This is a genomic window from Paracoccus sanguinis, assembly GCF_900106665.1.
Taxonomy (GTDB): Bacteria; Pseudomonadota; Alphaproteobacteria; order Rhodobacterales; family Rhodobacteraceae; genus Paracoccus; species Paracoccus panacisoli.
Map to the genome: position 1 here is coordinate 1 of NZ_FNNA01000002.1, position 17,362 is coordinate 17,362.

The window sequence follows — 17,362 nt, forward strand, 5'->3', positions numbered from 1 at the left end:
GGCGTGCTGGGCGTCGATTCGCCGCTGGCCGCCGCCAAGCCTCGCCTCGGCGCGAAGTTGCTCGAGCTGTCCCGGAATGTCCTTCATCGCCGCCCGTGGCCGGCGCTTCGTTGAGCGGCGCGATGCACGGCTGGAGGCGTTGCCCTCTAAAAGCCGCTTTGGCCCGCAATTGACCCCACTCGCCCGTGGGGGCCGCGCGGCCTTGGTCGCGGCACACGAGGCCGACGAAATCGCTGCCGCCCTGCACGCCCGGGGCCGGTGGATGGATGCCGCCTCCTGCCAGGTCATGAAGGACCTGCACCGGCGCACTGCGCAGGGAACTGGCCTGGCCGAGGCGCTGCCAATGATCCTCTCCGGGCCTCCCGGCATCAGCAGATCGGCCTGGGCGCGGCACCTGGCCGACCTGCTCGGGGTGCCCGTGATCCGGATCGACCTCAGCGCGGCACAGTCGGGCGCATTCTCGCTGGTCGGGGTCGAGCGCGGCTGGGAGAGCGCCGGAATGGGGATGCTGACTCAAACCATCCTGACCGAGCGGATCGCCAACCCGGTGGTGATCGTCGACGAGATCGGGCTCGCCCGCGAGACGCTGGCCACCACCGGAGGAGGGACGTTGGCTGGCCTGATCCCGGCGCTTATGTCGCTGATCGAGCCGACCACCGCGCAGAACTGGACCGACCCCTATCTGCGCGTTGGTTTCGACATGAGCCGGGTGACGTAAGTGATGACCACCAACGCGCACGACCACCTGCCACAGCCGCTGCTCGGTCGCTGCAGCGTGGTGGGGTGTCGCAAGCCGACGGCCGCGGAATTCGTCGGAACGCTGCGACGGATGGGAGACGGGCGGCTTTGGGCCGAAGGAGACGGCGGTGATCCGATGTTTAGGGCGCCGAGCGATCAACTCAGGCAGCATCCCCCGCGCAGCCTGCGCGCGGTGCGTCGCCTGCTTGACCGCGCCGAGGAGATCATCGCACGGCTTAGGCTGAACTGAAGGAGACGGGGGGATCCTTGCAGCGAGAGTTTGAGGATCCTGCGCGGTCCCAGCCGAGAACGGCGGTCGCTGACGCAGGACCCTCTGGGCCCGCCCGGCTGACGCCGGCCGGGGCGAGGGGGACGAACTAAGGGAGAAGGACCAATGAAGGAGGGAGGAAAAGGACGAAGGTGGTCCAGGCGGCGGGGTGGAAGGGACAGAGAAGGCGAAAGAGCGAAAAGCCCCGCAGCCAATCACGTCTGGACGCTCGCTCTGCTAACATAAGCGCATGACAGAAACAAAGAATCATCGTCGCCCAAATCACGATCCGATTTCGCGCGGCTATCGATTCGAGGATGAACGGTCCTCCCATCCCGCGATCCCCCGCCGCTCGCCTTGGCGGGCTGCCCCAACCGCTGAACGGGCCGAACCTGGTTGCCTTGGTCTAGTTACTGCGCAAGATTGCCTTACGCAGCATCGATCTGGAAGCCCACGGAGAAATGGTCGTGCGCCCGATTGCCCTTACAGTACTGATACTTGCGACGGCCCCTGCCATGGCCCAAGGACACCAGCGCGCTGCTGGCGCGGTTCCTGTAGGAGAAGGGCGAGGATATCGAGAGCTGCTTCGTCGACACGCCGGAGATGAGCGGCGAGTCGCGCGACTCAGTTCCGCGATGCGACGGACGCGGGGCCGGGACCCCTGCGGGGGTGGGTGGTGGCGTTCGATGCGTCGGGCTTCATGGTTGGCGCGCTTGGCAGCCACACCAAGATCGACGCCGCGAAGCAGGCCGTCGTCGCGCTGCTCGATGACTTGCCCGACGAAGTTACCGCAAGTCTGATCGCCTTCCCCCATAAAGGCACGCATGACGATGCAGGTCGCGCCGACACCTGCGCAGGCATCGAGACGTTGGTCCCCATTACCGACGACACCGCATCCGTGCAAACCGCCGCCGAGGCGCTAGAGCCGGCCCCGGCTGGGCGCACCTTGCCAATGCGCTGGTGGCCGCGGGCGCTCAGTAGACACCGTCAGAGACAGTCGGCGGGCAGGTCGTCTACGTCGTTTCGGACGGAGAGAAGACCTGCGGCGGCGATCCGGTCGCGCAAGCCCGCGCCCTGCATGCCAGCGACATCCGGGGGGTCGTCAACATCCTGGGGTTAGGCCTGCCTGCCAAGGAGCGCGCCCAGCTTGAGGCGGTAGCACAGGCCGGCGGCGGGCTGTTCACGTCGATCAACACGCAAGATGAGATGTCGCGCCTGATCGAAGAGATTCGTCGCGACCACGCCAATACTTCCGAGATGGAAAAAGCGACGCTCACGCAACCTGGGCAACTGCGTCACCGACGGGGTAGTCGGCGAAGGCAACCGGATTTCAGACTGGACGAAAGAGCAGCAGCTGAGCCAGGAGCAGACGACTGCGCTAGGGAACGCCCTGAATGATCCACACGAGGGCTACAACGCCCGCGTTGCCGATATTCAGACTAAACTCGAAGACGAGCACGACGCCGCCAACAAAGGCGTCCGGGATTAGCGCGACAAGGACGCCGCCGAGTTCAAGGCGACGCAGTGATCCTCTAGGCTGGCAGCGTATCTCCGCTCATGCAATTCACTACCGCGGCCGGGGCCTTGCGGCAATCGCTAACCAACTCAACTTGTTTTCAATGAGCGGACTGAAGCGGTGCGCTCCCCCGGAGGGCCCGCGTTGGCTGGTTGCAACTACGTGATTACGTGAGGTGCGACCCACGCTTCACCCCTCGAGTGGTGGACTATCGCCAGCCGACGCTGGCGGAATACGCGGGGACGCTGCGTCGGACTGGGGGACAGGCGGCTTTGGGCAAAGGAAACGCCGGGGATCCTGTTTTCCGAGCGCGGACGTATCACCTTACGCAAGATCCGCTGCGCAGCCTGCGCGCCGTGCGACGACTGGTCGACCGTGCCGAGGAGATCACCATGCGGCCAAAGGTGAACTGAAGGAGACGGGGCGATCCTCGCGACAGGGTTTGAGGATCCTACGCAAACCCGACCGCGGGTAGCGGCCGGTGACGCAGGATCTTCGGGCCCCGGTCGGCATGTGCCGCCCGGGTGGAGGGGGAGGAATGAAGGGAAAAGAAACAGGGAAGGAGGAGAAGGACGGAGGCGTTGAATGCGGTGAGGCGCAAGGGACAGCGAAGGCGAAAACAGCGAGGGTGATCGGGAAACGAAGGGTCAACGTCACGCAACGCACGATGCCAAGTTTTTCACTTATGAATATCCTGTGGACTTTCAATATTTGCTTCGGCCTTTTTAGGGCGGCGGCGGGTATAGCGGAATACAATGACTGTTCATCCTCGCCTCGATAGCGGCGCGGACTTGAATTAAGGTAAGTCTTCGACGCAGGCCCTCAGAGGAGAGGTCCGGCACCTAGAACCCATGGTCAAAGGAAAGTGCTGTCCGTGCCTTGCAACAGCGCCCCGGTTGGTCAAAATCCTCGCGCGTGTACATTCTCGTCAATTGAGAAAACTGGTGAAAGGCTGACCATGGGCGATGACACGGGAGCTATGACCGCCTCCAAGCCACCAGCCGCGGCGCCCGAGATTTTGGTTAAGCTCGCACCGAACGTCACCTTCGCATCCCAGCAGAACGACGTGGCGGTGCTCGCTGACCTGGTAATAACGAACCCGACCGACTGCGACCTGGACGACCTCGTGTTGAAGGTGTCGGCGGAGCCTCCCGTGATCGGGCCCCGCTCTTGGACCTTCGACCGGATCGACGCCGGCAGCGTGGTGAGGCCGCGTGATCGCCACCTTCCGCTGTCAGGAGGGTTCCTCGACAGGCTGACGGACAAGGTTCGCGCGAACGTGCGGTTCGAGCTGCGCCAGGGTGAGGCGCTGCTGGCCGAGACAGACGTGCCGCTCACGGCCCTGGCGCGGCACGAGTGGGGCGGCTCGGTTTATGTCCCCGAACTGCTGGCGGCCTTCGTCACGCCGAACGACCCGGCGGTGGACCGACTCCTCAAGGCGGCGTCTGAAGTGCTGCGGGCGGCCGGAAAGCCCGGCGCGCTCGACGGCTATCAGTCCGGGTCTCGAACGCGCGCTTGGGAACTCGCGGCGGCGATCTGGAGCGCAGTGGCGGCGCGGGGGCTGTCCTATGCCGTGCCGCCGGCAAGCTTCGAGACCACCGGCCAGAAGGTGCGGTTGCCATCCGACGTCGAGGCTTCGGGCCTCGCGACCTGCCTCGACACCGCGCTCTTGTTCGCAGGCTGCTACGAGCAGGTGGGGCTCCACCCGATCGTGGTCTTTACCAAGGGCCACGCCTTCGCGGGAGCTTGGCTTCAGCCTCAGCACCTGCCGGGTATTACCACCGACGATCCCCAGGTTCTGCGGAAGGCGCTGAGTCTGAACGAGTTGGTCCTGTTCGAGACGACACTAGCCACGGCGGATCACCCCGTGGCCTTCTCGAAGGCCGTCGCCGAGGCAGGAAGGCAACTCGCCGAAGAGCGCGACGCCGAATTTGCGCTCGCCATCGACATCAGGCAGGCGCGTCGGCGCGGCATCGGCCCGCTCCCGCAGCTGGCCGCAGGCGTCTCCGGGGACGTGGACGCCGAGCCCGTGCGTCGCGCCCCCACACTGGAGGTCGCGCCCGAATTGCCAGGCTTCGACTTGGACGATCGGACGCAGGACGACGCGCCCCAGACGCCGCAAGAGCGGCTCGATCGCTGGAAGCGCGACCTCCTCGACCTCTCGAAGCGCAACCGGCTGCTGAACCTTAGGTCCGGCACGACGGCCATTCCGCTGTTCTGCCCCGACCCCGCGAAGCTTGAGGACCTGATCGCTGAGGGCAAACACGTCGCCCTCGTCGCTGCGCCCCAGCCGGCTGCGGGCGTGGGCCAGGTCGATGCGACGTTGCGCCTGCTTCGGACGGGTGACGACCACGACGAGGAGATTGCCCGCGAGGCGCTGGAGCGGCGACAGGTGATCGCCAACACTGACGCGAAAACCCTCGAGAAGGGCGCGATCGAACTTTACCGGAAGGCCAAGGCGGACCTTGAGGAAGGGGGGAGCAACACGCTGTTCCTCGCGCTCGGCACGCTGCGATGGTCGCCCTCGAACGACCACCGCAGCCACTATCGCGCGCCGATGATCCTTTTGCCCGTGCGGCTGGAGCGGACGAGCGCAAAGACCAAACCCTACCTGAAGGGTCACGAGGACGACCCGGTCTTCAATCTCACGCTCCTCGAGATGTTGAAGCAGGACTTCGGCATCGACATGCCGGACCTCGCGGGCGAGCTGCCCAGCGACGGGAGCGGGGTTGACGTCAAGCGCGTGTGGGACCTCGTGCGCCACCGCATCAAGGACGTGCCGGGCTTTGAGGTTGTCCCCGAAGTCGTGCTGTCAACGTTCTCGTTTGCCAAATACTTAATGTGGAGGGATCTTTCCGAGCGCACGGAGACCTTGAAGCGCACCCCGTTCGTGCGGCACCTGATCGACACCCCGCGCGAGCCCTACGCGGGCGGCGCGGGGTTCGTCTCGCCATGCGAGATCGACGTCCGCGTGGACCCGGCCGAACTCCTGGCGCCCCTGCATGCAGACTCGAGCCAGATCGTCGCTATCCACGCGTCTGGCGGCGATGGCGATTTCGTGTTGGAGGGACCACCCGGCACCGGCAAATCCGAGACGATCGGCAACATCATCGCCCACAACCTCGGCCTCGGTCGCAAGGTGCTGTTCGTGTCCGAAAAGATGGCGGCCCTCGACGTCGTGCACCGCCGGCTCGCCAAGGCGGGTCTGGGGGATCTGTGCCTGGAGTTGCACTCGGCCAAGGCCAACAAGAAGGGGGTTCTGCAGCAGCTTGACCGCGCCTGGCGCTCGCGCGAGGTGCTGTCGCAGGAGTCTTGGGAGGCAAAGGCACGCGAGCTCAAGCGGGCGCGGGACAAGCTCAACGGCTTCGTCGCTGCTCTCCACACCCCCGGGCCGGCCGGTGTCAGCGCTCGAGATGCGATCGCACGCTTATCGCGCTGGGGCGACCTCCACATGGTGGAGCTGGACTGGCCCCGCACGCAAGACGAGCTGCTGCGCGTCCGCACGCCAGACGTTCTGACCGGCATGGTCGAGACCGCACGAAGCCTCGGCCGGCAGTTCAGCCAGATCACGCCCGAGGACGTCGAGGTATTCGCAGGCGTCGGTCATACGGACTGGTCGAACGCCTGGCGCGACGGCATGTCCGTGGCGGCGCGCGCGCTCGACGCCGCGGTCACCGAATTGGTCTCGGCGCGCGCGCAGTTTTTCCAGCGGCTGGGGATGGAGGCAGACGAGGTGCGCGAGGACGAGGTGAGCGCTCTCGCCGATCTCGCACGGCTCATCCCTGCGTGCGAGGCCACAGACCTGAGCTTCGCGCTGAAGCCGGATGCGCGCGAGACCTTCGCGCGACTCCGGGACCTCGGCACCGCGCTCGGCGCCTACCGGGACCGCCGCGGCCGGCTACCCTCGGCCTTTGCCGAGGACCGGATCGCAGGCCAACCGGTCGAGTCCTGGATTACCGAGCGCGACGAAGCCAGGTCACGCAATATCCTGTTCCGCGGCAGCGCCCTTCGCGCGCTGCGCACCAAGCTTGGGTCGGCCTACGGCTTGGCACCCGGCCAGGTCGAGATGCCTGAGGATCACCTCGAGGCGCTGCGAGACCTTGCCCGCGACCAGGCGGCGCTGAAGGCCCTGGAGGCTGACCTGCCGCCCGGCACGCCTTGGCGCAGTCTTGCCACGGAAACTGCCCGGCTCAACGACGCCGTCGAGCAAGGGGATGCACTCCGCGCTGCGGTGACGCGTTACTCGGCTTTGAAGACTGACCCCGTCACAGCGCGATCGCACCTGACGCAAGCGCTCTGCGAGAATCGCGACCTTCTGGAGCCGGGCGGCCCAGCCGATGCGGCCGCCAAGCGTGTGACCGCGGCGGCGGAGGAATTCGGTCGGACGCTGACAGCATGGCGAGAGGCGATCAAGTCCCCTGCCGGCGACGGCAGCGCGGTGCCGCTTGCGCAGATCGCGGCCGAAGCGCGGGCGGTCGCCGACCGGGACCGGCGCCTGAACGTGTGGTGCGCCTGGGCGGCCGCCAAGCGCGAGGCCGAGACCGCCGGACTGCGACCTCTTGTCGTGGCACTGGAGGCGGGGCGGGTGTCACACGACATGGCACACGAGGCGATGCTGACGGCTTATTGCCGCTGGGCCGCGCCGCTGCTCATCGATGCCAGCGAGCCGCTGCGCCGATTCTCGGGCCTGACCCACGAGGCTATGATCGCCGAGTTCCAGCGCCTTGACGCGGAGCTCGCCGAGATGACCGCCGGCCACATCCGTGCCAAGCTGTCGGCCGGGGTCCCCTCGCGCAATTCGCCCACCGCCGGACCGGGCTTCGGGGTGTTGTCGCGCGAAATCCAGAAGCAGGCACGCCATCTGCCCGTCCGCAAGCTCGTGGCGCAGATGGGGCCGTCCTTGACCACGCTCACCCCCTGCCTGCTCATGAGCCCGCTGTCCGTCGCGCAGTTCCTGCCCGCAGAGACCAGCCTCTTCGACCTGGTGGTCTTCGACGAGGCGAGCCAGATCACTGTCTACGACGCGGTAGGCGCCATCGCGCGGGGGCGGCGCTGCGTGATCGTCGGCGACCCGAAGCAGATGCCCCCCACCAATTTCTTCGCCAAGGCACCCGGAGACGACGACGGCGACGGCTCCGTGGACACCGACCTCGACAGCATCCTCGACGAAGCGCTGGCCGCGCGCGTTCCGTTGCACCGGCTGACCGGCCACTACCGCAGTCGGCACGAAAGCCTGATCGCCTTCTCGAACCACGCCTATTATGACGGCGAATTGGTCACCTACCCGGCCGCCGACACGCGCGACACGGTCGTGTCGCTGCGCAAGGTCGCTGGCACTTACGGCCGCGGGCGGGGCCAGACCAACCCGGAGGAGGCCAAGGCAGTCGTGGCCGAGGTCGTGGCCCGCCTGCGCGACCCGGCGCGGCAGGCCCAGTCGCTGGGCGTGGTGACGCTGAATGCCAAGCAGCAGGAACTGATCCTCAATCTCCTCGACGACGAAAGACGCCGCGACCCTGCACTCGAGCGGTTCTTCGGCGACGCCGCGCCCGAGCCGGTGTTCGTCAAGAACCTCGAGACCGTGCAGGGCGATCAGCGCGATGTGATCCTGTTGTCGATCACCTTCGGCCCGACCGAGCCCGACAGCCCGACGATGTCGATGAATTTCGGGCCTCTGAACGGCAAGGGCGGGCAGCGCCGCTTGAATGTCGCCATCACCCGCGCAACGAGTGAGGTGATGATCTTCGCCAGTTTCGATCCGTCGATGATCGACCTGACGCGCACCTCGGCCGAGGCGATGCGTGATCTCAAGCATTACCTCGAATTCGCGCAGCGCGGTCCCGCGGCGCTGATGGGCGCGGTGCGGAATATGGGGGGAACCGCGGGATACGACTCGGACTTCGAGATGGCGGTGGCCGAGGCGCTCCGGGCGCGGGGCTGGACGGTGCGGACACAGGTCGGCGCGTCGAAATTCCGCATCGACCTGGGCGTCGTCCATCCTGACGCCCCGGGGAGCTTCCTCGCGGGCGTGGAGTGCGACGGCGCAACCTATCACGCCTCACCCTCGGCGCGCGACCGTGACCGTGTGCGCCACATCATCCGCGAGACCCTCGGCTGGCGTCTGGCCCGCGTGTGGTCCACCGACTGGTTCAACGACCGCGAAACCGTGCTGGAGCGGCTCGATGCGCGCCTCCGCGAACTGTTGGATGAGGATCGCGCGAGAGCGGCCCGCGAGGACGCAGAGCGTGCGGCGGAGGAGATGCGTCGCACCGAGGTGGCCGCAGCGGCTGTCCTGCCAGACAGCGTCCCCGCAGGCTCTCACGATCAGTCCGCCTTGATCGAACCGTCTGCATCGGCGGACGAGGTTCCCACCCCTCCTCCCGAAATGCCCCTCGCCGGTGACGACGGGCAGCCCGTCGATCCGTCCGTCATCACGCCACCCACGTCGCTCGAACCTCTGGAACGCATCGAGCCTCTCGCGGCGGGCCGACTGGCCGCGGCCTCGCGTGATCCCGCGCAGTTCCATAACCCCTCCTACAGGACCATCCTGACTGCAATGGCGGCCGAAATCATTTCCCAGGAGGGACCGGTGACCTTCAAGCGGCTGAGCGACCTCATCGCCCGCGAGCATGGCTTTAAGCGGACCGGAAAGGCGATCTCATCGACTGTATGGACAGCGATCAAGCACCTTGGCCCGCGCACGCGCGCGTCTGATGGCCATGAGGTCTTCTGGCCCGAGGCGGCGGCTCCCCAGGAGATCATCGCTTTCCGAGGGCTGCGGGTCGCAGGCCGTAACCGGGACTGGAATGAAGTACCCCTCCCCGAAAAACTCGGCCTCATCCGGTCGCTAGCCGATGTCGGGTACGCCGACCTGCCCCGCGCCGTCGGCTCCGCGATCGGCTACAAGCGGCTGACGGAGAGTTTCAAGACGGAAGTGGCGAGATTGTCTGGTGCCGTAAAGGGGCAATCGTAACGGAAGCTTTCGCTTTATCCATGCCGCAGACCTGAACCCGGACAGCCCGTAGCGCTCGCTCGCCCCCGCTCGCGCCTGGTCGCCGATCTGATACGGACGGTGGCCCGCCAGGCCCTCGTCACGATCGTGGACCTGTGGTTGTTTGAGCAGGTCGACGCCTTGTTGATCTCGGGCCAGCTGTATGACAGCAACCGCGCATTATCGTGCTCAGCAGCTGGGGCGTCTGCACGCAGCGGGGATCGCCGTGCACGTCATCCGCGGCAACCACGACACCCTGTCCGTCATCGCGCGCGGGCTGGTTGTGCTCGAAAGCACCCACGAGTGTGCGGCCGAAGCCGTCCGGCTGGACAGCCCACGCGAACGCTTTTCTGTGGAGCTGCATGGACCCCAGCTCTGACGGGCAAATTCAAACTGCTGTCTGCCTAGCTGGATCTCACGATTGGATCCCGTCATGTAGCGGCTCAGGTGTCCCTGCCAAATTACAACTGATTGACGTGTGGGCACCTGATTTCGCACGACTGCGGGCTGCCGTCGCAAGCGCTTGGACGCAACGCGATAGACTGGCAGCCTTGGCCACCGACGCCAGGACTCGAGATGCCCTCACGCAGGCGACGCCGAAGGATCTATCGGTACTGTACGAATGGCGAGACCAGTCGGCCTAGCCGGTGCCGCTCGAGGCCTTCCCGACGTTCCCAATGATTACCCGGACCGCGTGGCACAGCTAACCCGCGATGACTTTGACCTGACGGGCGCTTTCCACACGCTGGAACGCATCGCCGCGGAGGCAGAGGCAGAATCCTCCGCACAAATAAGTTTGGCGATCCGGCCGCTTAACGCCGGGTCTTTTCGCTCGCGCTCCTCGCTCGCTCCCGGGGGCTCGCAGTGCGGCGCGGGAAGGTCGCAATGAAAATCAGCGGCGCGCTGCACCGAGCGGCGCGGGATGTAGGAACCGCGGTCCGAGAGAGGCCAAAGGCAAAAGAAGCGGGTGATCGGTATCTTCGCTTCATCAAGTTGCAGCAAATGGTCCGGGGCCCGGCGGCAGCGCACCTTGAACTTCTTGACCGTCAGATCGGCACCATCCGCGACGAGCCAGACGCGAGATCAGGGACCCGGTATTGGTACGCTTCACCATCAGGATCGGGGATGGGGTCGAATGGGTGCTGGAAGATGACAGGATGGTGGAAATTGAAACCAGCCGTTCGCGAGCGGTCGACGGCATGGTCGCCTTAGTTCCGAGCTTGATTTTGACCGTGAGCGCCGAGAGGGGTTCCTATCCCGCGTTGAATACGTAGACAGGAATGTCGAACTGGCTAGGACGGAAGTCGGCCAAAAGGCACAGCGGTCTTGGCACTCCAGCTGGGACGGGTACGTCGGCCGGCGTCGGGACCAGCTGAGTCGCATGTCCAAATATAAAGGTCCAAAGCTTGGCTTGTCCTCGGGCTTCTCGAAAACCTCGTCCGACCCGACGGTAGCGCGAGAGACGATGCCGAGCCAGGCCCCATCACGCGTGCGGGGAGCGCTAAGCGCGGCGAGCAAGGCTGGCCGGGTCTTGTCAGGACCGTCGCTGCCGGGCCGGGGCTCATCGGCCTTGCCGGCCGAGGCAAGGGGCGGCGCCGCTCCCGCAGATTATGGTCGGATACCTCGCCCTCCTCGTTGACGAACTCCGCTAAGACGCGGAACAGGCGCGAATTGACTTCGTCGTGCACCGCCTCGCACTGAAGTCGCAGAGCGAGCTCAGAGGCCTCGGGTTCCCTGGGGCGAGTACGATAATAGATGACGGTGTCGATCATCGAGGATCGTTCTGTCTTAGGCGAGGGGACGGTCGGCCCAAGGCAGCATGGATGACCCAACGCCGGAGGACAGGGCCCTTTTCGAGGCCCTAACCCAGCAAACTTTTTTTCGGGAGACAACCTTTTCGGGGGCTTCGGTAAATATGGCAAGGCGCGGCGCGTGGGTCAGGGCGGAGACACGGGCCACTGCATCTTCGGCGCGGTCTCGCATACGGCCCGTCATGCCACCACTGCCAGCGCTTCGACCTCATAGCCAAGGCTGATGCGGCGGTCTCGGACAGGGTCATGCATCCTCATGCGGATGCGGGCGGACGGGCGCACGCCGCCCAGCGCGGCGAAGGTGCCGCACAGCATGGCTGCACCGCCATCGCGCGCGAGTGCCTCAAGCCCCGCCCCGGCGATCAGCGCGTCGAGCGGGCGGATGCCGGCAAGGGTGCCGCGCTGATAGCCGAGCCAGTCGCCGCCTTCGTGAATGTCGCAGGTGACCTCGATGAGGTCGAGGTGACCGGCGACCTCCTCCCACAGCCACAACTCTTGTGCGACGGGCTTGGCACAGAGCTGTTTGGACGCGGCGACCGAGACGGTCTCGAGCTTGCGGTCGGTATGGTCAGACCCCAGGCCCAGGTAGCGCTGGCCGTTCTGCGCCACCAGCACCAGCGGTTCCGCCTCGCCCGAGCTGTCGGTCCCCAGCATCGCCACGCGCGGCGCTTGGGTCAGCAGCGACGGCGCGCAGCGATAGAAGAGCGGAACGGTCGAGGGCGGTGCCACGCCCAGCGCCGCCAGCTCGTCGATATGGTGCTGGACTGCGGCCGCATCGCGTCCGGTCCAGCCGGCAACGACCAGGTGGGCCGGGGCGCAGTCGATCTGTTGCCCGTTGCAGGTAAAGCGCATGAGAGTTCCTCAGGACTGGCCCGGCAGCCAAAGCGCCAGGCCGGGAAGGGCGACCAGCGCCGCCACCATCAGCAGCATCACGATCACATAGGGGATGACGCCGACCATCACCTGCGTCAGGTTGCCGCCCTTTCGGGCGCCCTGCACGACATACAGGTTCAGTCCGACGGGCGGGGTGATCAGCGCCATTTCGATCAGCACGATCAGCAGGACGCCGAACCAGACCTTGTCAAAACCAGCAGCGGCGATGATCGGCACGACGATGGGGATGGTGGCGACCATCAGCGACAGGGTCTCGATGAAAAACCCCAGCACGATGTAGAGCGCGATGACCAGCATCAGCAGCCAGAACGGCGACAGGCCCGCACCTTGCAGCAGGTCGGCCAGCGCCCGGCCCAGCCCGGCAGAGGTCAGGGCAAAGTTCAGGAAATACGCCCCGGCGATGACCAGCATGATCATCGCGGTGATGCGGATTGTCCCGTGGAGTGCCTCGGCCAGGGCGCGCAGCCCGATGCCGTCGCCCGACGCCGCGACGATGATGGCCACAACGACGCCGATTGCGGCCGACTCGGTCGGTGTGGCCCACCCGCGATAGATCGAGCCGATCACGACCGTGAACAACACCACCACAGGCAGCAGATCCCGCAGGCTGGCCAGACGCGCAGACCAGGGGTAGCGCTGGGATGGCCCGCCCAGGGACGGCCGGACTCGGCAAATCAGCGCCGTTATCACCATGAACGCCACCGCCATGAGCAGCCCTGGGATCAGCCCGGCGGAAAACAGCTGCGGGATCGACGTCTCGGTCAGGAACCCATAGACGATCAGGTTGATCGAGGGCGGGATCAGGATGCCCAGCGTTCCGCCGGCCGCGATGGACCCGGCAAACAGGCGCGGATCGTAGTTCAGCCGCTCGGCCTGCGGCATGGCGACGGTGGCGACCGTCGCAGCGGTGGCAACGGACGAGCCGGAGGTCGCCGAAAACATCGTCGCGGTGGCGATGTTGGCGTGTACAAGCCCGCCGGGCAGCCAGGAAAACCACTTGTCCAGCGCCGCATAGGTGCGGGCGGCGACGCCGCCTTTTACCAGCACCTCGCCCAGCAGGACGAACATGGGGATGGCGATCAGCGTGGACGACGACGAAGCCGACCATATGACCTGTCCGAGCCCGCGCAGCAGCGGAAATGGCGAATGGAACTGCGCCACCCCCACGCCCAGCAAGAACAGCACCGCGCCGACCGGGATCGACAGCGCCAAGAGCAGCAGGAGGCCGACGAAGATCTGCAGGATCATGCCGTGCCTCCCCCATGTTCGCCGTGCAGGCCACGGGCCTCGGCCAGGGCTTCATCGCCTTCGTTCGCCAAGCCGATTGCGGATTCCAGCCGCGCCAGATCGCCGCGCGCCAGGATCAGAGACGCCGCCAGCAAGGTCAGCACGGCGCAGATGGCGAACCACAGCCAGCCGCCGAACCAGATGCCCTGCGGTATCCACAACGGTGTTTCCAGCGGGGTGTTGGCCCGCGATCCGCGGGCCAGCGTTTTCTCGAGAACCGGCCAAGCCTGATAGGCGACCAGAACGGCGATGCCGGTCAGCGCCGCCATCGCCAGCATATCGATGGCCGCACGGCCGCGCGGGGACAGGCCCTGCCGCACAAGGTCGATGCGGACATGAGCGCGTTCGGTCAGCGCGACGGCCAGTCCCCAACTGGCCAGGATGGCCATCCCATAGCCCGACAGCTCGTCCGAGCCGCCAAGCGAGCGTCCGAGCTGCCGCATGACGACATCGGCAAGGACGAACGCCACCGTCGCCACCAGCAGCACGCCCAGCAGAACGCCGACCGCCCGATTGGCCATGCCGAGGCCCGTCAGCAGGCGTGCCGGCAGATCATTGTCAGCTGCGGCGGTCATTGTGCGACGGTTACGCCCATCGCGGCACCGACCGAGTCGTTCCAGCGCTTGACCCACTCAGGGGTGGTGCGGGACGCCCACTCGGGCAGCACCTGCGACGTGAGGATCTCGGTCGCCGCAGCGGTATCGTCGGCCGTGGGTTCGACCAGCGCCATCGCCGCCGGCTTGCCTGCCGCACAGGCGCCGGTGCCGGTGAGGCAGGCGATGTCGCCGGCCAGCCCGCCTTCGGCCGCGTCCCAGGCCGGCGCCTCGAGCCCCTCGGTCACCGCCTTCTGCAGCGTCGCCTGCTGTTCGGCCGACAGCCCGTCCCAGCGGGCCTGGTTCATCGCCACGACGACCGGGTCCCAGCCACCCAGCGGCAGCGTCATGAGGTGGTCCGAGACCTCCCACCAGCCGGCGGCGTAGCCCGATCCGGCACCCGTCACGGCGCAATCAATCACGCTGCGCTCCAGTGCGCCCGGCACTTCTGAGAAAGCCACGTTGATCCCCTCGGCCCCCAGCGCTTCGAGGAACTTCGTCGTCATTCGGCCCGAACCCCGGACCTTCTTGCCCTTGAGATCGGCGAGACCCTTGATCGCTCCCTTGCAGAACACGACCTGCGGCGGATAGGGCGCGATGGCCAGCATATGCGCGTTGAAGCGGTCCTTCATGATGTCGGCGACCATCGGGCGCGCGGCATCCACCATTTTGCGGGCATCCGCGGGCGTGTTCGCCAGCAGCGGCACATCCAGCCCCTCGAGTTCGGGCGCATCGCCGACGGTGTAGTCGGCCACGGTGGCGCCGATGTCGAAGACCCCGTCGCCCAGCATCCGGTAGACGTCGGCCCCCGCGATGCCCATCTGGTCAAAGCTCGTCAGCGCAGCGGTGAACTGATCGCCCGTCGCGCCGGGCAGCTTCTCGGTCCAGAACGGGGTTTCAAACTTCTGATACAGCGGCAGGTTCGACCAGGTGCCGACGACATTGAGCTGTTCTGCGGCAAACGCCGGCGCGGTCAGGGCCGAGGCGGCGAGGATGGCGGCCGTCAGGGTGCGTGTCATGGTGGCTCTCTCTCTGTGTGGATGCGGGCCTCCAGGGTCTGGCGCCCCGGTTGCGGCGATTAAGCGCCGGTCGCAGGCAGGTCAGTGACCAGCATATGACCGGGGCGGTGGGTAATGGCGAAGGGCAGGCGCGCGTGGCGCAGCGCCTGCTGGCCGGTGACGCCGCACGCCCAGAACACCGGAACGTCGCCCGGCTGGAGGACGGGGGCATCGCCCCAATCGGGACAGGACAGATCGGCGATCCCGATGGCGGCCGGATCGCCCGCATGGACCGGGGCGCCGTGGGCCAGCGGGAAGCCCGCGCAGATGGCCTGCGTTTCGGCCAGGCGGTCGGGGGGAATGCCGCGCAGGCTGACGACCAACGATCCGCCGAACGGGCCGGCGGGGAGGGTCGGGCGGTTGGTGCGATACATGGCGACGTTGCGCCCCGCATCCTGGTGGCGCATCGGGATCCCAACTGCCGCCAGTGCGGATTCAAAGCTGAATGAACAGCCCAGCACGAAGGTCACCAGATCGCCGCGCCACAGATCGACGATGTCCGGCACGGTGGCCTCGACCTGGCCGTCGCGGATCACGCAATAGCCCGGCACGTCGCGGCGGATGTCGATGTACTCGCCCAGCGTGGGCAGCGCCGGATCGCCCGGTCGGCCTTGCGCCAGCAGTGGCAAGGGCTGCGGGTTCAGCGCGCAGAACCGGGCGAAATCAGCGGCATTCGCCGCCGGCAGGATGGCCAGATTGCCTTGCAAGGCCCCGTCGCAGAGCCCGCTGGTCGGGCCCGTATGAGCGCCGCGGCGCACCGACCGACGCAGTTGCGCCGGGGATTGGGCAGGCGGGCGGCCGGAGGGCTGAATGTGGTCCATCCGGGAATGGTCCCACCCTCAAACCCGCAAATCAATCTATCGGTCGCACGCAAAATTGATCTTCTGACGCGATCGTTCAAATCTGTGCTGCCCGCGCGACCAACTGCCCGATCCGCCGATTGCGTGCGGGCATATAGGCGACCACGAACTCCAGTTCCGGCAGTTCCAGCTCGGCAGAGACGTCCAGCGCCTGGACGGCACGGGCCGACAGGTCGAGCACCTGGACCAGAGGGTCGGGGATGGTCCCCACGCCGAACCCGCGCGCGGTCAGGTGATAGGTCATCGACAGAGAGGCGGAACAGTGAATCACCGGGGTCGGGCCGTCGCGGGACATGAGACGCTCGGCCACGTCATGGAAGGGCCGGGCGCCGCGCGGAAAGGTGATGATCGGTAGCGCAGCCAGCCGGGCGGCGTCCACCACCTGACCCAGCGCAACAAGACCGGGCGCGGCATACCACCCAAGCCGCACCGGCGGCAGGGGATGGGCCACGGCGCCGGCCGGCAGGCTGTCGCGCATCAGGATCGCCACATCCAGCAGGTCGGTGCGCAGCGCCTCGGCCATGGCTCGGGACAGATCGACCGACAACTCGAACCGGAGGCGCGGCCAGGAGTCGTGCAACCGGGTCAGCATCGCGGGCAGCATCGTGTGGGTCATCGTCTCGGCCACGCCGAGCCGCACGGTGCCGGACAGGGCCGATGCGCCAGCCATCTCGGCGGCGATCCGGTCACGCTGATTGAGCAGCCGTTCGGCCTCTTCCACGAACAGCCGCCCGGCGGGGGTCAGACGGACGCCGCGTCCCTCGCGGGCGAAGAGGGTCTGGCCCATGCGCCGTTCCAAATCGCGGATGCGGCGCGAGATGGCTGACTGCGCCAGCCCGAGATCGTCTGCGGCGGCGCGGAACCCGCCTGCGCGAACCACGCCCCGGATGATGTCGATGTCGCGAAAGCCAAACATTAGGCAATCATGGCCGTAATATGTGCGGACTCAACAGGGTAGTGCCGGAATGCGCTTTTTGCGCGGCGCAGTTGCCCCACCAAACGAAAGTTGTCTTCGGTCGGCCGACCTGACCCGCATGCTTAAGTCCCTTGTGTGGACCTCGCAACGACTGCAGTAGCGCATTGATGTCTGCAATTTCCAAGAGCAGGAGAAATCTGCTCCGTCCATGTCAACAAACTACAATCGCCGCGGCGATTTTCGCGTGGCTCTAACCGTGTGCCCAGCTTCCCCCAGCCACAGCACCGCGTTAGGTCCGCTGAGATCAAGCGGTCATCGCTTCATCGTTGCGGACATGTAGCAGACAAAACTGTCCGTCAGGCGCAGGGCTTCCCGGGTGGTCCGGGGCGAAGAGCGTTGATTTCGTGCGAACGGCTGCACAGAGGCCGGATCC

12 protein-coding genes are annotated in these 17,362 nt (G+C 66.5%); 6 read left to right on the top strand and 6 right to left on the bottom strand.

The window, feature by feature from the left end; genetic code table 11:
* Nucleotides 1–76: 76 nt before the first annotated feature.
* From BLW17_RS18075 to BLW17_RS18080, 6 genes are all read left to right on the top strand, one after another.
* On the top strand, nt 77–718 hold the full coding sequence (locus BLW17_RS18075; protein WP_052176351.1) for an AAA family ATPase: 642 nt from the start codon (nt 77–79) through the stop codon (nt 716–718).
* A gap of 3 nt (nt 719–721) precedes the next feature.
* Nucleotides 722–988, top strand: coding sequence for a hypothetical protein (locus tag BLW17_RS17715; RefSeq protein ID WP_139305946.1), 267 nt, complete (start codon nt 722–724; stop codon nt 986–988).
* A 694-nt stretch (nt 989–1,682) separates the two neighbouring features.
* Complete coding sequence (locus tag BLW17_RS18285; protein ID WP_211656929.1) at nt 1,683–2,126, top strand: vWA domain-containing protein; 444 nt, start codon at nt 1,683–1,685, stop codon at nt 2,124–2,126.
* Between the two features lie 1,354 nt (nt 2,127–3,480).
* Nucleotides 3,481–9,492, top strand: a complete 6,012-nt coding sequence (locus tag BLW17_RS06555) for a DUF3320 domain-containing protein (RefSeq protein ID WP_052176350.1) — start codon at nt 3,481–3,483, stop codon at nt 9,490–9,492.
* 181 nt (nt 9,493–9,673) lie between these two features.
* On the top strand, nt 9,674–9,889 hold the full coding sequence (locus BLW17_RS17720; protein ID WP_139305947.1) for a hypothetical protein: 216 nt from the start codon (nt 9,674–9,676) through the stop codon (nt 9,887–9,889).
* A 718-nt stretch (nt 9,890–10,607) separates the two neighbouring features.
* Nucleotides 10,608–10,784 (top strand): hypothetical protein, encoded by a 177-nt coding sequence (locus tag BLW17_RS18080; protein ID WP_156116118.1) that lies wholly within the window; start codon nt 10,608–10,610, stop codon nt 10,782–10,784.
* A gap of 717 nt (nt 10,785–11,501) precedes the next feature.
* On the opposite strand, the gene BLW17_RS06560 is transcribed toward BLW17_RS18080, so the two are convergent.
* The 6 genes from BLW17_RS06560 to BLW17_RS06585 form a co-directional block, all read right to left on the bottom strand.
* Nucleotides 11,502–12,173, bottom strand: a complete 672-nt coding sequence (locus BLW17_RS06560) for a DUF2848 domain-containing protein (protein ID WP_036733164.1) — start codon at nt 12,171–12,173, stop codon at nt 11,502–11,504.
* 9 nt (nt 12,174–12,182) lie between these two features.
* The gene (locus BLW17_RS06565) at nt 12,183–13,463 is read right to left on the bottom strand and encodes a TRAP transporter large permease (RefSeq protein WP_036733161.1); all 1,281 of its coding nucleotides are present in this window, start codon (nt 13,461–13,463) and stop codon (nt 12,183–12,185) included.
* Nucleotides 13,460–14,077 (bottom strand): TRAP transporter small permease subunit, encoded by a 618-nt coding sequence (locus BLW17_RS06570; RefSeq protein ID WP_052176349.1) that lies wholly within the window; start codon nt 14,075–14,077, stop codon nt 13,460–13,462. The genes BLW17_RS06565 and BLW17_RS06570 overlap by 4 nt, the downstream gene beginning before the upstream one ends.
* Entirely contained in the window at nt 14,074–15,114 is a 1,041-nt protein-coding gene (locus BLW17_RS06575; RefSeq protein WP_036733158.1) for a TRAP transporter substrate-binding protein, read from the bottom strand. Before BLW17_RS06575 ends, BLW17_RS06570 begins: the two co-directional genes overlap by 4 nt.
* A gap of 59 nt (nt 15,115–15,173) precedes the next feature.
* Entirely contained in the window at nt 15,174–15,974 is an 801-nt protein-coding gene (locus BLW17_RS06580) for a putative hydro-lyase (protein WP_052176348.1), read from the bottom strand.
* Between the two features lie 76 nt (nt 15,975–16,050).
* Nucleotides 16,051–16,929: a LysR family transcriptional regulator gene (locus BLW17_RS06585; RefSeq protein WP_036733155.1), complete on the bottom strand. Its 879-nt coding sequence runs from the start codon at nt 16,927–16,929 to the stop codon at nt 16,051–16,053.
* Nucleotides 16,930–17,362: the final 433 nt, after the last annotated feature.

Excerpts from the sequence above, each read along its gene's own strand:
- BLW17_RS18075 (WP_052176351.1), top strand. The coding sequence starts at position 77 with ATGTCCTTCATCGCCGCCCGTGGCCGGCGCTTCGTTGAGCGGCGCGAT.
- BLW17_RS17715 (WP_139305946.1), top strand. The coding sequence starts at position 722 with ATGACCACCAACGCGCACGACCACCTGCCACAGCCGCTGCTCGGTCGC.
- BLW17_RS06555 (WP_052176350.1), top strand. The coding sequence starts at position 3,481 with ATGGGCGATGACACGGGAGCTATGACCGCCTCCAAGCCACCAGCCGCG.
- BLW17_RS17720 (WP_139305947.1), top strand. The coding sequence starts at position 9,674 with ATGACAGCAACCGCGCATTATCGTGCTCAGCAGCTGGGGCGTCTGCAC.
- BLW17_RS06560 (WP_036733164.1), bottom strand. The coding sequence starts at position 12,173 with ATGCGCTTTACCTGCAACGGGCAACAGATCGACTGCGCCCCGGCCCAC.
- BLW17_RS06565 (WP_036733161.1), bottom strand. The coding sequence starts at position 13,463 with ATGATCCTGCAGATCTTCGTCGGCCTCCTGCTGCTCTTGGCGCTGTCG.
- BLW17_RS06570 (WP_052176349.1), bottom strand. The coding sequence starts at position 14,077 with ATGACCGCCGCAGCTGACAATGATCTGCCGGCACGCCTGCTGACGGGC.
- BLW17_RS06575 (WP_036733158.1), bottom strand. The coding sequence starts at position 15,114 with ATGACACGCACCCTGACGGCCGCCATCCTCGCCGCCTCGGCCCTGACC.
- BLW17_RS06580 (WP_052176348.1), bottom strand. The coding sequence starts at position 15,974 with ATGGACCACATTCAGCCCTCCGGCCGCCCGCCTGCCCAATCCCCGGCG.
- BLW17_RS06585 (WP_036733155.1), bottom strand. The coding sequence starts at position 16,929 with ATGTTTGGCTTTCGCGACATCGACATCATCCGGGGCGTGGTTCGCGCA.